The sequence below is a fragment of the Pseudomonas sp. KUIN-1 genome (genome assembly GCF_009176725.1).
In the GTDB taxonomy this organism is placed as follows: domain Bacteria; phylum Pseudomonadota; class Gammaproteobacteria; order Pseudomonadales; family Pseudomonadaceae; genus Aquipseudomonas; species Aquipseudomonas fragariae.
On the sequence record NZ_AP020337.1, the window covers coordinates 5,925,410 to 5,938,775 of the forward strand.

The following is a 13,366-nucleotide window of genomic DNA, read 5'->3' on the forward strand; positions in this document are numbered from 1 at the left end:
GGTAACAGTAAGCGCAGATTATACGCCTGCCAACGGGACTACTCGGACCAGGCCTCGCGCAGCCTGTTCAATGCATCGAGCATTTCGTCCTCGGGCACTGCGGCAAAGCCCAGTACCAGCCCGGCGCGGTTATCCACAGGCTCAGTGGAGTCAGGCAGCCAGTAATCACTCAGGGCATTCATTTCGACACCGACGCCATTGGCCTTGGCAATCAGCGCCTGCTCGCGCGCCACGCTGTCGACCTTGACCATGACATGCAGCCCGGCAACCACTCGGGGCATTGCCGCGCATCCCGGAATATCGGCCGGCCAGTTATCCAGCAGCACATTGCGACGACTGAGCGCCGCGCGGCGCATGCGACGTATGTGTCGCTGGAAATGACCCGACGCAATGAATTGCGCCATGACCGCCTGAACCCCTATTTCGGTATGACGCATGTCCACGGCCTTGCGCTGGCTGAACACCGGCACCAGTGGCTCTGGCAACACCAGATACCCAAGGCGCAGCGCCGGGAAGGCGATTTTGCCAAACGTCCCGACGTACAGCACTCGCGCGTTGCGGTCGAGCGCGGCCAGGGGGGCCAAGGGTGAACCGCTGTAGCGATACTCACCGTCGTAATCATCCTCGACGATCCAGCCCTTGTGCCTCTCGGCCCAGGCCAGCAATTCCAGGCGCCGCGCCAGGCTCATCACCACGCCGGTCGGGTATTGGTGTGAAGGCGTCACGTAGGCCAGTCGACAGTCTGCCTGCTCAAGGTCGGCGCAACGCATGCCCTCGTTATCCACAGCCACGCCGTGCAATCGAGCACCTGCCAGTGCAAACGCATGACCGGCCGCCCGATACCCCGGATTCTCCACGGCAACGCCCTCGCCCGGGGCAAGAAGCAACTGTGCACAAAGGCTGATCGCATGCTGTGCGCCGCTGGTGATCACAATTTGCTCAGCACTGCAATGCAGCCCACGCGATGAGCGCAGGTAGACCGCAATCAGTTCACGTAGCCGCGAGTCTCCCGCTGCCGACCCATAACCGAGCTGGGCAAGGTCCGGCTTGCGCCAAAAAGCGGCGTACAGCTTGCCCCACAAGGCAAAGGGGAAAAGATCGAACGCCGGAACGCCTACCCGAAAGGCTCGTGGCTGACCCGCCGGAGGTTCATGCAGATGATGTTTTTCGAGCAGCGCCAGTGCCGGGCTGTGGATAACTTCACAGCAGGCATCCGACGGCATTTCAGCCGCGATTGTGGACAAACCTGTGCGTAACCCTGTGGATACACCTGTGGGTAAGTTGGTGGATAGTTTTTTACGGCTCGCACGCCGAGACGCAGCGCCTGGTTCCGCTAGCTGCGCAACATAGGTACCGTCGCCAACGCGTCCTTCGATGAAACCCTCGGCATACAGCTGGTCATAGGCGCGGATCACGCTGTTACGGGAGATGCCCAGTGAATGCGCCAGATCGCGACTGGCTGGCAGACGCGTGCCGCCGCTCAGACGCCCATCAAGGACCTGCTGGCGCAACAGGCCATAAAGCTGCTTGCTCAGGCCCTGATTCGGGTCCAGCGCGATACCGGTGAGGGTGGACGCAAACGCAACGGGGAGATCAGGCATGCATTGGCCCTGCTAAAACGATCAAAAATGGATCTTACATCAGACCAATGCCTTGCCTACGATCCTGTCACTCGCCAAGGAACAGTCCCCATGTACATCCCTGCCGCTTTCAACGATAACGACACGCCGAGCCTGCACCAGCAGATGGAGCAGACGCGCCTGGCGATCCTGGTCACCGACGGCGCAGAAGGATTGCAGGCAACCCACCTGCCGCTGCTGTTGCGCCGCGATGAAGGTTCGTATGGCACGCTTTACGGGCATCTGGCCAAAGCCAATCCGCAATGGCAGCAACTGAGCTCAGGTGCCGAAGCACTGGTGATTTTTCCTGGCGGCGATGCCTACGTGAGCCCGTCGTTCTATCCGAGCAAGAGGGAGCATGGCAAGGTCGTACCCACGTGGAACTATGTGGCCGTGCATGCTTATGGGCAGGCCGAGGTTTTCACCGACGCCGCGCAATTGCATCAATTGCTGGCTGACCTGACCCATCGCCATGAATCCGACCGAGCGCAACCCTGGTCCATTGACGATGCGCCAGCGGACTACATCGCGAAGATGCTCGGAGCGATTGTCGGATTCGCCATTCCGGTGCAGCGGCTGCAGGGCAAACGTAAACTCAGTCAGAATCGCAGCGCTGCGGACATCGCCGGTGTGCGCGACGGCCTTGCCGCAAGCCAGGATGCAAATGACCAACACATCGCTCGCCTGATGAGCGAAGGGAGCAGCTCATGACCGATATCCGGATTCGCCGCGTTACCATCGACGATCATCACGCCTGGCTGCCTCTGTGGCAGGCCTACCTGCGCTTCTACAACACCGAGTTGACCGAAGGCGTCAGCGACACCACCTGGCAACGCCTCGTGGACCCGAACGAGCCGACTCACTCGGCGCTCGCCTGGCGGGGTGACGAGGCGGTGGGCATGGTGAATTTCATCTACCATCGCTCCAACTGGAGCATCAACAACGCCTGTTACCTGCAGGATCTGATCGTCGCCCCCGAAAAACGCGGGACAGGCATCGGCAGGCAACTGATCGAGTTTGTCTACGCCACGGCCAAGGCAGACGGTTGCGACAAGGTGCACTGGCTGACCCACGAAACCAACGCCACGGCCATTCAGTTGTACGAGCGAATCGCCGAACGGCCCGGCCTCATACAATTTCGTAAAGCACTCTGAAACAGGAAGTGACTGATGTCCGACACCCTGCTGGACTGGCAAGCCGCTGCACTGCCCTCGGCCCATACACTGACAGGCCGTTTCATTCGCCTGGAAAAACTCGATGCCGCGCGTCACGCCGATGACCTGTGGGCGGCACTCGAAGGTCCGAATGCGGACCCGAAGCTGTGGGATTATCTGCCGTACGGGCCGTTCAGTGACCGTGGCGCATTTGGTGCGTGGCTGGTCGGGCACCAGGCGGCCACCGATCCGTGGTTTTACACCGTGGTCGATCAGCAGACCAATAAGGCCGAAGGCGTCATCAGCCTGATGTCGATCGTCGCTGCCCATGGGCGTATCGAGATAGGTCATGTCACCTTCGGCGCGGCCATGCAACGCACGCCCAAAGGCACCGAAGCCATTTACCTGCTGGCCAGAGAGATTTTCGCGCTGGGCTATCGCCGCCTGGAGTGGAAGTGCAACGCCAACAACGCCCGCTCCAAACGCGCTGCCGAGCGATTCGGCTTCAGCTACGAAGGCACCTTCCGCCAGCACATGGTGGTCAAAGGCCAGAGCCGGGATACCGAGTGGTATTCGATCCTCGATAGCGAATGGCCTGAGCGGCAGAACGCCTTTGAGCGCTGGCTGGCTGTGGATAACTTCAAAAACGGGCAACAGATCAAGGGGCTTGAGGCGTTTCGGTAATCCTGAGGACGCAGAGCGTCCAGAACTGCATTCCCACGCTGGAGCGTGCGGAACGATAGTCGTGACCACTGGCCGCACCTGCACAGAATAAAAAAAGGGAAGCCACGAGTGCTTCCCTGAGGTAAACCTTTGGATGATGCGCGGGTGTCAGCTCAACCTTCGATCTCGATCAGCACTTCGCCCGGATTGACGCGGTCGCCCTTGGCGACGTGGATGGCGACGACCTTGCCGGCGACCGACGCCTGAACCTCGGTCTCCATCTTCATCGCTTCAGTGATCAGCACTGCCTGACCGGCCTTGACCACATCGCCCTCCTTGACCAGCACATCGACGATGTTGCCGGGCATGGTGGTGCTGACGTCGCCCGGTGCGTGGGCCTGCTTGCGTTTGCTGGCCCCGCCGCCGACAAATTCGTTGAGCGGCTCGAACACCACCTCTTCCGGCATGCCGTCTATGGTCAGGTAGAAGTGGCGCTTGCCCTCGGCCTTGACGCCCACACCGGTGATGTCGACCCTATAGGTTTCGCCGTGCACATCAATAACGAACTCGGTCGGCACGCCCTCACCGCCGGCCCTGGCCACGCTTCCGGCTTCGGGAATCGGCAGCAGCACTTCCGGCGCCAGCGTCCCGGCTGCACGTTCCTCAAGGAACTTGCGGCCAATGTCCGGGAACATGGCAAACGTCAGCACGTCCTCTTCGGACTTGGCCAGCGCGCCGATATCAGCCCTTAGCTTGGTCATCTCCGGCTTGAGCAGGTCGGCCGGACGAACATCGATCAGCTCTTCATTGCCGATCGCCTGACGACGCAGTTTTTCATCCACCTGACCCGGCGCCTTGCCGTAGCCGCCTTGCAGGTAAAGCTTCACTTCATTGGTGATGGTTTTGTAACGCTCCCCGGCCAACACATTGAAGAACGCCTGGGTACCGACGATCTGCGAGGTCGGGGTTACCAGCGGCGGATAGCCGAGGTCTTTGCGCACGCGCGGAATTTCAGCCAGCACTTCGCTCATGCGGTTGAGTGCGCCCTGCTCCTTCAACTGATTGGCCAGGTTGGAAATCATCCCGCCTGGCACCTGGTTAACCTGTACCCGGGTGTCGACTGCAGTAAATTCGCTCTCGTACTGATGATATTTCTTACGCACCGCGTAGAAGTACAGACCGATTTCCTGCAGCAGCTCCAGGTCCAGCCCGGTGTCGAACTCGCTGCCCTTGAGCGCAGCCACCATCGATTCGGTGCCCGGATGGCTGGTGCCCCAGGCAAAGCTGGAGATCGCCGTGTCGATATGGTCTGCGCCGTTTTCAATCGCCTTGAGCTGACACATGGCGGCCAGACCGGCCGTGTCATGCGAGTGGATGAACACCGGCAGCGACTGCTCGGCCTTCAGCGCCTTGACCAGCTCCCCCGTGGCATAAGGCGTCAACAGGCCGGCCATGTCCTTGATCGCCACTGAGTCACAGCCCATGGCTTCCATCTGCCGGGCCTGCGCCACGAAGGCCTCGATGGTGTGCACCGGGCTGGTGGTATAAGCAATAGTGCCCTGCGCATGTTTGCCCGCCGCTTTCACCGCCTCGATGGCAACCCGCAGGTTACGCACATCGTTCATGGCATCGAAAATACGGAACACATCAATACCGTTGACCGCCGCCTTGGCGACGAACGCCTTGACCACGTCATCGCTGTAGTGCCGATAGCCCAGCAGGTTCTGGCCACGCAGGAGCATCTGCAACCGGGTATTGGGCAAGGCCGCACGCAGCTGGCGCAGGCGTTCCCACGGGTCTTCCTTGAGAAAACGCACGCAGGCATCGAAGGTGGCGCCGCCCCAGACTTCCAGCGACCAGTAGCCGACCTGGTCGAGCTTGTCGCAGATCGGCAGCATGTCTTCGGTACGCATGCGCGTCGCCAGCAACGATTGGTGAGCGTCACGCAGGATGGTGTCGGTTACAAAGATCTTCTTGGTCATGGGTAGTCCTTTCGAGCTGCAAGTTGTCAGCTGCAAGCTTCAAGTAAGAGCGACTCGGCTTTTACTTGCGGCTGGTAGCTTGAAACTTGCAGCTGCTTATTCATAAGCCTGCATGGGCGGCAATGGCGGCGGCGATGGCCAGGGCCAGCTCTTCGGGTTTGCGTTTGATCGAATAATTGGTCAGCTCGGGATGGCTCTCGACAAAGCTGGTGTTGAACTCACCGCTGCGAAACTCCGGGTTGCGGAGGATTTCCTGGTAGTAGGCAGCCGTGGTCTTGACCCCTTGCAGGCGCATGTCATCGAGCGCACGCAGGCCGCGGTCCATGGCCTCTTCCCAGGTCAACGCCCAGACAATCAGCTTCAGGCACATCGAGTCATAGAACGGCGGGATGGTGTAGCCGGTATAAATCGCCGTGTCGGTGCGCACGCCAGGGCCACCGGGCGCGTAATAGCGGGTGATCTTGCCAAAGCTGGGCAGGAAGTTGTTCTTCGGGTCCTCGGCGTTGATCCGGAACTGCAGGGCAAAACCGCGATGGATAATGTCTTCCTGCTTGACCGACAGCGGCAGGCCGGAGGCGATACGGATCTGCTCGCGAACGATATCAATGCCGGTGATTTCTTCGGTGATGGTGTGCTCGACCTGCACCCGGGTGTTCATTTCCATGAAGTACACCTCGCCCTCGGCGAGCAGAAACTCCACGGTGCCGGCGTTCTCGTAACCGACGGCCTTGGCCGCACGTACCGACAGATCGCCGATGTAGGCGCGCTGTTCGGGGGTCAACTGCGGGCTGGGAGCAATTTCGATGAGCTTCTGGTTGCGTCGCTGAATCGAACAGTCGCGCTCGAACAGGTGCACCACGTTGCCGAAGCTGTCGCCCAGAATCTGCGCTTCAATGTGCTTGGGATTGACGATGCACTTTTCGAGAAAGACTTCTGCCGAACCGAAGGCCTTGGTCGCTTCGGAAATCACCCGCGGGAAGGCCTGCTCGAGCTCTTCACGGCTGTTGCAGCGGCGGATGCCACGTCCACCGCCTCCGGAGGTGGCCTTGAGCATCACCGGGTAACCGATACGCTCGCCTTCGGCCAGCGCCTCATCGATATCTGCCACGTTGCCTTCGGTACCGGGCGTGACCGGCACGCCGGCCTTGATCATGCTGCGCCGGGCCTCGGTCTTGTCCCCCATGCGGCGAATCACTTCTGCGGCGGGACCGATGAATTTGATCCCTCGCTCGGCACAGATATCGGCCAGTTCGGCATTCTCGGAAAGAAAGCCATAGCCGGGATGCAACGCATCGCAACCGGTCTCCACTGCCAGATTCACCAGTTTGCGCGGGTTCAGGTAACCTGCCAGAGGTTCGGCACCAATGCTGTAGGCTTCGTCCGCACGTTTGACATGCAAGGCATGCCGGTCCGCTTCGGAAAAGATCGCCACCGAGCGAATGCCCATCTCGGCGCATGCACGCACGATGCGAACGGCAATCTCCCCGCGGTTGGCGATCAGAATTTTTGTTATCACTGACGTTTCCCTCGACCCACACTTGTAACCGTGTATGTGACTGAATGTCGCAGGGCCACCCTATGCCGAATCGAGGATTAACAAAAATGAGTAAAAGTTGGGAGGTGCATAAGTAAAAGCTTATAGTTGAGGCTTCAGCAGCGTCAGGAAGCTTTTATAAATGCGTAAGTCATTGATGCGTATGACATTGCGTCAGTTGCGCATTTTCAATGAAGTGTGCGATCTGCGCTCCTACAGCCGTGCGGCCGAAGAGATGTCGCTGACACAGCCCGCTGTCAGCCTGCAGATTCGCCAGCTCGAAGAGCTGATCGGCCAGCCGCTGTTCGAATACGTCAGCAAAAAGCTCTACCTGACCGAAGCGGCGCAAGCGCTACAACAGGCCAGTCGGGATATTTTCGGGCGCCTGGAAAGTCTCGACATGCAGCTTTCCGACATGCAGGGCTCGCTGCAGGGCCAGTTGAAGCTCGCCGTCGAGTCGAGCTGCAAGTACTTCATCCCTCACCTGTTCGCCGCCTTCAAGCGCCAGCACCCGGAAGTCAGCCTGAGCCTGATGGTGGTCAATCGCGCGCAAGTCATCAGGCGCCTGTCGGATAACCGCGATGATCTTGTGGTGATGTCGGCAGTGCCGCTGGACATGGGCCTGGAGTTCCTGCCGTTCCTGAATAACCCGATTGTCGCCGTCGCGCCGCCTGACCATCCGCTGAGCAGCCGCGCGACGCTGAATCTGAAAGATCTGGAGCCATGGCCACTACTGACCCGGGAAACAGGATCGGGCACACGTCGGGCCTGCGAGGAGTTTTTCAAGGAGAAGCGCGTGCATTTCACGCAGACGCTGGAAGTCTCCTCCAGCGAAGCACAACGTGAATGCGTGGTTGCCGGGCTGGGCCTGGCGATGCTGACTCGACACGCAGTCTGCCAGGAACTCGCCACAGGCGCCCTGGTGGAGCTGCCCGTGGCGGAGTTGCCGCTGTATCGCAGCTGGTGTGTTGCTCAGGCCGGGGACAAACGCCTTTCACCCGTGGCACATGCGTTTCTTGCGTTCATCCGCAGTGAACGTGCGCAGATCAGCCAGCTTGTCGAGCGTTTCGACGGTCGACCGCGGGCAACTTGATCGCCTGCCAGACGGCGTTGTCCATGCCGTCCATGTAGTCGCACAACTCCTGATTGAGCTGACGTGCCTCGCTGTAGCTTTCAATTGCCCGACGAAACTCCATGCGACGCTGATCTTCCTGCTGACGGCGGGTTTTCACGGTGCTGGTAGGTAAATCATCGTAATGCCGAGCCATGTCCTGTCTCCCAATACGTTTTGTGGGAGCACCAGAATGGAGCGTGACAGTGACAGTCAGGCGGCGGACACATGACAGCTTGGTTAAATTTTGAAACGTGGTAGCCGGAAAAGAGCCGCGAAAAATATATATCTACCGCATTCCGGCGCTCTAACGATAGAAACTGGCCCTGCAGGATGCAATTCACTCATTACATCAATTAATAGCAAGGAGCTACCTAATGACTATCGCAAACAAAAACTGGCAGGCACGTGATGACAGGATGCCAGGCGTTAAGACCTTGAAAGTTTGCGGCATCGTGACTGCCCCGCAGGCAAATTCGGTTCCGGTACTGGTCAAGAGCGCCAGACCAGCCGCTTTCAGCCATCTGGGTCTGGATCTGACGTTTGAAGCCCAAGACATCGGCGCCCAGGTGCTTACCGACAAAGAAGTTGTCTATACCCAGCCAAGTGGTGCCGATATCACGACTGTCAGCGTTTACTACAACGGCGAGCTGCTGGCGTCCATCAATGCAGTAGAAGTGACGCATTGATCAACGCAACATAGCATCTGATTCATGGGCTCCTGCCAATCACCTCAGGTCATTGGCGGGAGTTTTGGCGTCGTTTTCAAATTGAAAACGGCCTCAGTCTTCGTGGGTCTTGATCGACTTCGGTGACAAGCGCAAGCCGCGCAGGCTGCGTTTGACGCTCTTGAGGTGGTTGACCAGACCTGGGCCGCGGGCCATTGCGACACCCATCGCGAGCACATCAATGACCACCAGGTGCGCGATGCGAGAAGTCAGCGGCGTGTAGATTTCGGTGTCTTCATGCACATCGATGGCCAGATTGACCGAGGACAACTCGGCCAGCGGCGTCTGACTGGGGCACAGGGTGATCAGTGTGGCGCCGCTCTCGCGGACCAGATTGGCGGTGATCAGCAAATCCTTCGAACGGCCAGACTGCGAAATGCACACCGCGACATCCGTCGGCTTTAGCGTGACGGCCGACATTGCCTGCATGTGCGGATCGGAATACGCCGCAGCGGTCAGCAGCAAACGAAAGAACTTGTGCTGCGCATCGGCGGCTACTGCGCCGGACGCGCCGAACCCGTAGAACTCGACACGGTTGGCCCCGGCCATGGCCGTGACCGCCAGTTGCAGCGCATGGGGATCGAGGTTTTCGCGCACTTCCATGAGCGTGTGCAGCGTGGTGTCGAAAATCTTCAGGCTGTAGTCGGCAACCGAATCGTCTTCGTGAATCGCGAACTGTCCAAAACTTGCGCCCGCCGCGAGGCTCTGCGCCAGCTTGAGCTTGAGGTCCTGAAACCCGGTGCAGCCGATGGCCCGGCAGAAACGCACGATGGTCGGCTCGCTGATACCGACGCTGTGCGCCAGGTCTGCCATGGAACTGTGCATCACGGCCGCAGGGTCGAGCAGCACATGGTCGGCTACCTTGAGCTCCGATTTGCGCAGCAAATTACGTGACTGGGCGATGTGTTGCAGCAGATTCAAGGGGCAGACTCGGCAAAAGAGAGGTGGGCTGGGTTGTAGCTTTCTTGTAGTTATACTACATGACCTGCCAGCCGCCCAGTTAAACGAAGCTGTCACGGGCTGGCTGTGCTGGCTTTATCAGCGGCATTTGTGGGAATAATCCTACATTAGGCCGGATTCCCTGTCAGACCCTGACTGTTCACCAATAACGGTAGACGCAACGCATTCGCTCCCGGCGACAGGCGACGACCGGTCGTCAGCGCCTCCGCCATTTTTATTGCCTGACGCAAAGCATGGTTTGCCCGTCATCGCGCGGCACCCTAGAATGCGCTGATGCGCGATGATCTCTCTCTTCTTCTGAATTCCCTCAACGATGCCCAACGTCAGGCCGTAGCTGCCTCTCTGGGTCGTCAGTTGGTTCTGGCTGGTGCTGGCTCCGGCAAAACCCGTGTGCTGGTGCATCGCATCGCCTGGCTGATGCAGGTCGAGCAAGCCTCCCCGCATTCGGTCCTGTCGGTGACGTTCACCAACAAGGCCGCCGCCGAGATGCGCCACCGTATCGAGCAGCTGATGGGCATCAGCCCGGCTGGCATGTGGGTGGGCACCTTCCACGGTCTGGCCCACCGCCTGTTGCGTGCGCACTGGCAGGAAGCCGGGCTGGTACAGACCTTCCAGATTCTCGACAGCGACGACCAGCAGCGTCTGGTAAAGCGCGTGATGCGCGAGCTGGGCCTGGACGAACAACGCTGGCCTGCACGTCAGGCCCAGTGGTTCATCAATGGTCAGAAAGACGAAGGCCTGCGCCCGAAACATATTCAGGCCAGCGGCGACCTGTTCCTGACCACCATGAAAAGCGTCTACGAAGCCTACGAGATCGCCTGCCAGCGAGCCGGCGTCATCGACTTCTCCGAACTGCTGCTACGCGCACTCGACCTGTGGCGCGATAACCCGGGCTTGCTGGCGCATTATCAGCGCCGCTTCCGTCACGTCCTGGTGGACGAGTTCCAGGACACCAACGCCGTGCAGTACGCCTGGCTGCGCCTGCTCGCCCAGGGGGGCGACAGCCTGATGGTGGTCGGCGACGACGATCAGTCCATTTACGGCTGGCGTGGCGCGAAGATCGAGAACATCCACCAGTATTCCTCCGACTTCCCGGACACCGAAGTCATCCGCCTGGAGCAGAACTACCGCTCCACGGCGAGCATCCTCAAGGCCGCCAATGGCTTGATCATCAATAACAGTGGTCGCCTGGGCAAGGAATTGTGGACCGACGTCGGCGATGGCGAGCTGATCAATCTGTACGCCGCGTTCAACGAGCACGATGAAGCGCGTTACGTGGTCGAGACCATCGAGAGCGCGCTGAAAACCGGTATTTCGCGCAACGATATCGCCATTCTGTACCGCTCCAACGCCCAGTCGCGGGTGCTTGAAGAAGCCCTGCTGCGTGAGCGTATTCCGTACCGCATCTACGGCGGACAGCGCTTCTTCGAGCGTGCCGAAATCAAGAACGCCATGGCCTACATGCGCTTGCTGGAAGGCCGTGGCAACGATGCGGCACTGGAGCGGGTGATCAATGTTCCGGCGCGCGGCATCGGTGAAAAGACCGTCGAAGCGATTCGCGAGCATGCGCGTCATGCCGACGTCTCCATGTGGGAAGCCATGCGCCTGCTGGTGGCCAACAAGGGCCTGACCGGACGCGCCGCCACTGCCCTGGGCGGTTTCATCGAGCTGATCGAGAACCTCGCGGCCAAGGTCATGGAAATGCCGCTGCACCTGATGACCCAGACGGTGATCGAACAGTCCGGGCTGATTACCTATCACGAGCAGGAAAAAGGCGAGAAAGGTCAGGCGCGGGTAGAAAACCTTGAGGAACTGGTCAGCGCTGCGCGTGCCTTCGAGAATCACGAAAGCGAAGAAGACCTGACGCCACTGGCAGCGTTCCTGGGGCATGCCTCGCTGGAAGCGGGCGACACCCAGGCGCAGGAGCATGAAGACAGCATTCAGCTGATGACCCTGCACAGCGCCAAGGGCCTGGAATTCCCGCATGTGTTCCTGGTAGGCATGGAGGAAGGGCTGTTCCCGCACAAGATGAGCCTGGAAGAACCGGGCCGTCTTGAAGAGGAACGGCGTCTGGCCTATGTCGGCATCACCCGGGCCATGAAACAGCTGGTGATGACCTACGCCGAGACGCGTCGTCTGTACGGCAGCGAAACCTACAACAAGGTCTCGCGTTTCGTACGGGAGATCCCGCCTGCGCTGATTCAGGAAGTCCGGCTGTCCAACAGCGTCAACCGTCCGTTCGGCGGCACGCCGAAATTCAACAGCAGCAGCCTGTTCAACGGCACCGGCATTCCGGAAACCGAGTTCACCATGGGCCAGCGCGTCCAGCATGCGGTGTTCGGCGAAGGCGTGATCCTCAACTTCGAAGGCGCTGGCGCCCAGGCGCGGGTGCAGGTCAACTTCTCCGAGGGCAGCAAGTGGCTGATGATGGGCTACGCGAAGCTGGTGCCGTTGTAGGCCGGTCAATCATCGTCCATACGCCCCTGACTGCCCCTGACTGCCCCTGACTATCGTTCCCGCGCTAAGCGTGAGGAACGATAATCCTCGTACACATCTTACGAAGCGCGTAGAAAAGTCCTACGCTGTTTATGTAAAAGTCCGAAACACTAACGCGCTGGTCATGTCGCCATCCGCTGTGCAACATGGCGCGCGTGCAATCACAAAACGGGAATACCCTTATGCAACGTTTTCTAAGCATCGCGATGGCGCTGTGCATCGGGCTCACCATGAGCCTGGATGTGAACGCCGCGCGCTTCGGTGGCGGCAAGAGCATGGGCTCGGCGCCTACGCATCAGACACGTCAGGCCGCGCCTTCCACACCTGCGGCAGCGCCTAACGCTGCGGGTCGTCCTGCCGCTGCGGCAAGCGGTGCTTCGCGCTGGCTGGGCCCATTGGCCGGTATCGCTGCCGGTGGCCTGCTCGCATCGATGTTCATGGGTGACGGCTTCAACGGCCTGCAACTGTTCGACATCCTGATCATGGGCCTCATTGCCTTCCTGATCTTCCGCTTCATTGCGCGTCGTCGTCAGCAGCAACAGCCGAAAATGGCTGCTGCCGGTGCGCCGCCGTACCAGCGCGAAACCAGCCAGCCTGCACAGAACCCGATCTTCGGCAGTTCGTCGCCTGCCTCTGCTGCGCCAGTGATCAACGCACCGGCCTGGTTCAATGAACCGCGCTTTCTGGACGCTGCCCGCGGCCACTTCCAGTCGCTGCAGGAGCACTGGGACGCCAACGAGATGGACAAGATCGCCGAGTTCGTCACCCCGCAAATGCTGCAATTCCTGAAAAAGGAACGTGCAGATCTGGGCGACGGCTTCCAGTCGACCTTCATCGAAAACCTTCAGGTTCAGCTGGACGGTGTGGATGATCGTGCCGACAAGACCATTGCCACCCTGACCTTCTCGGGCGTGTCCAAGACGTCGCGTTTCGATCAGGGCGAAGTGTTCAGCGAAAGCTGGAACATGGAACGCCCGCAAGGCGATAACCAGCCTTGGCTGGTGGCAGGAATTCGCCAGAACGGTTGAACCAGAACCCGTTCTCGCGTTCAGAACCCCGGACATGTCCGGGGTTTTTGTTTATCCGTTCGGATAGTTATTTTGAGAAAGGCTTTACGCT

Annotated in this window: 12 protein-coding genes; 7 read left to right on the plus strand and 5 right to left on the minus strand. The window is 59.8% G+C overall.

Features of this window, described 5'->3' with window-relative positions; all coding sequences use genetic code 11:
- Positions 1-38: 38 nt before the first annotated feature.
- Entirely contained in the window at positions 39-1,601 is a 1,563-nt protein-coding gene (gene pdxR, locus KUIN1_RS26980; protein ID WP_152092413.1) for a MocR-like pyridoxine biosynthesis transcription factor PdxR, read from the minus strand.
- A gap of 90 nt (positions 1,602-1,691) precedes the next feature.
- Between pdxR and KUIN1_RS26985 the strand changes: the two genes are divergently transcribed.
- The 3 genes from KUIN1_RS26985 to KUIN1_RS26995 are packed head-to-tail and all read left to right on the plus strand — an operon-like array spanning position 1,692 to position 3,457.
- Positions 1,692-2,330, plus strand: coding sequence for an FMN-binding negative transcriptional regulator (locus KUIN1_RS26985; protein WP_024642900.1), 639 nt, complete (start codon positions 1,692-1,694; stop codon positions 2,328-2,330).
- On the plus strand, positions 2,327-2,773 hold the full coding sequence (locus KUIN1_RS26990) for a GNAT family N-acetyltransferase (protein ID WP_103754217.1): 447 nt from the start codon (positions 2,327-2,329) through the stop codon (positions 2,771-2,773). The genes KUIN1_RS26985 and KUIN1_RS26990 overlap by 4 nt, the downstream gene beginning before the upstream one ends.
- Before the next feature lie 15 nt (positions 2,774-2,788).
- Positions 2,789-3,457: a GNAT family N-acetyltransferase gene (locus KUIN1_RS26995; protein ID WP_152092414.1), complete on the plus strand. Its 669-nt coding sequence runs from the start codon at positions 2,789-2,791 to the stop codon at positions 3,455-3,457.
- A gap of 152 nt (positions 3,458-3,609) precedes the next feature.
- Here KUIN1_RS26995 and oadA read toward each other — a convergent pair whose 3' ends face one another.
- Together oadA and KUIN1_RS27010 are read right to left on the minus strand one after the other, a co-directional pair.
- Positions 3,610-5,418, minus strand: coding sequence for a sodium-extruding oxaloacetate decarboxylase subunit alpha (gene oadA / locus KUIN1_RS27005; RefSeq protein ID WP_011269402.1), 1,809 nt, complete (start codon positions 5,416-5,418; stop codon positions 3,610-3,612).
- Positions 5,419-5,518: 100 nt separating this feature from the next.
- Positions 5,519-6,934: an acetyl-CoA carboxylase biotin carboxylase subunit gene (locus KUIN1_RS27010; RefSeq protein WP_152092415.1), complete on the minus strand. Its 1,416-nt coding sequence runs from the start codon at positions 6,932-6,934 to the stop codon at positions 5,519-5,521.
- Positions 6,935-7,094: 160 nt separating this feature from the next.
- Between KUIN1_RS27010 and KUIN1_RS27015 the strand changes: the two genes are divergently transcribed.
- Positions 7,095-8,045, plus strand: coding sequence for a LysR family transcriptional regulator (locus KUIN1_RS27015; RefSeq protein ID WP_024638995.1), 951 nt, complete (start codon positions 7,095-7,097; stop codon positions 8,043-8,045).
- On the opposite strand, the gene KUIN1_RS27020 is transcribed toward KUIN1_RS27015, so the two are convergent.
- Positions 7,999-8,184, minus strand: coding sequence for a PA3496 family putative envelope integrity protein (locus KUIN1_RS27020; protein WP_003401296.1), 186 nt, complete (start codon positions 8,182-8,184; stop codon positions 7,999-8,001). The genes KUIN1_RS27015 and KUIN1_RS27020 overlap by 47 nt on opposite strands.
- 256 nt (positions 8,185-8,440) lie before the next feature.
- Between KUIN1_RS27020 and KUIN1_RS27025 the strand changes: the two genes are divergently transcribed.
- Entirely contained in the window at positions 8,441-8,752 is a 312-nt protein-coding gene (locus KUIN1_RS27025; protein ID WP_024660273.1) for a hypothetical protein, read from the plus strand.
- A gap of 93 nt (positions 8,753-8,845) precedes the next feature.
- On the opposite strand, the gene hexR is transcribed toward KUIN1_RS27025, so the two are convergent.
- Positions 8,846-9,712 carry a transcriptional regulator HexR gene (gene hexR / locus KUIN1_RS27030; protein WP_003401299.1) on the minus strand — a complete coding sequence of 289 codons (867 nt, stop codon included), beginning with the start codon at positions 9,710-9,712 and terminating at the stop codon, positions 8,846-8,848.
- 312 nt (positions 9,713-10,024) lie between these two features.
- On the opposite strand from hexR, the gene uvrD reads away from it, so the two are divergent.
- Both uvrD and KUIN1_RS27040 read left to right on the plus strand, forming a co-directional pair.
- Positions 10,025-12,208: a DNA helicase II gene (gene uvrD, locus KUIN1_RS27035; protein ID WP_011269405.1), complete on the plus strand. Its 2,184-nt coding sequence runs from the start codon at positions 10,025-10,027 to the stop codon at positions 12,206-12,208.
- Between the two features lie 221 nt (positions 12,209-12,429).
- Positions 12,430-13,275 (plus strand): Tim44 domain-containing protein, encoded by an 846-nt coding sequence (locus KUIN1_RS27040; RefSeq protein WP_103713012.1) that lies wholly within the window; start codon positions 12,430-12,432, stop codon positions 13,273-13,275.
- Positions 13,276-13,366: the final 91 nt, after the last annotated feature.

Coding starts and splice junctions, on each gene's coding strand:
- KUIN1_RS27025 (WP_024660273.1), top strand. CDS start 8,441: ATGACTATCGCAAACAAAAACTGGCAGGCACGTGATGACAGGATGCCA.
- uvrD (WP_011269405.1), top strand. CDS start 10,025: ATGCGCGATGATCTCTCTCTTCTTCTGAATTCCCTCAACGATGCCCAA.
- KUIN1_RS26985 (WP_024642900.1), top strand. CDS start 1,692: ATGTACATCCCTGCCGCTTTCAACGATAACGACACGCCGAGCCTGCAC.
- pdxR (WP_152092413.1), bottom strand. CDS start 1,601: ATGCCTGATCTCCCCGTTGCGTTTGCGTCCACCCTCACCGGTATCGCG.
- KUIN1_RS27040 (WP_103713012.1), top strand. CDS start 12,430: ATGCAACGTTTTCTAAGCATCGCGATGGCGCTGTGCATCGGGCTCACC.
- KUIN1_RS26990 (WP_103754217.1), top strand. CDS start 2,327: ATGACCGATATCCGGATTCGCCGCGTTACCATCGACGATCATCACGCC.
- oadA (WP_011269402.1), bottom strand. CDS start 5,418: ATGACCAAGAAGATCTTTGTAACCGACACCATCCTGCGTGACGCTCAC.
- KUIN1_RS26995 (WP_152092414.1), top strand. CDS start 2,789: ATGTCCGACACCCTGCTGGACTGGCAAGCCGCTGCACTGCCCTCGGCC.
- KUIN1_RS27015 (WP_024638995.1), top strand. CDS start 7,095: ATGCGTAAGTCATTGATGCGTATGACATTGCGTCAGTTGCGCATTTTC.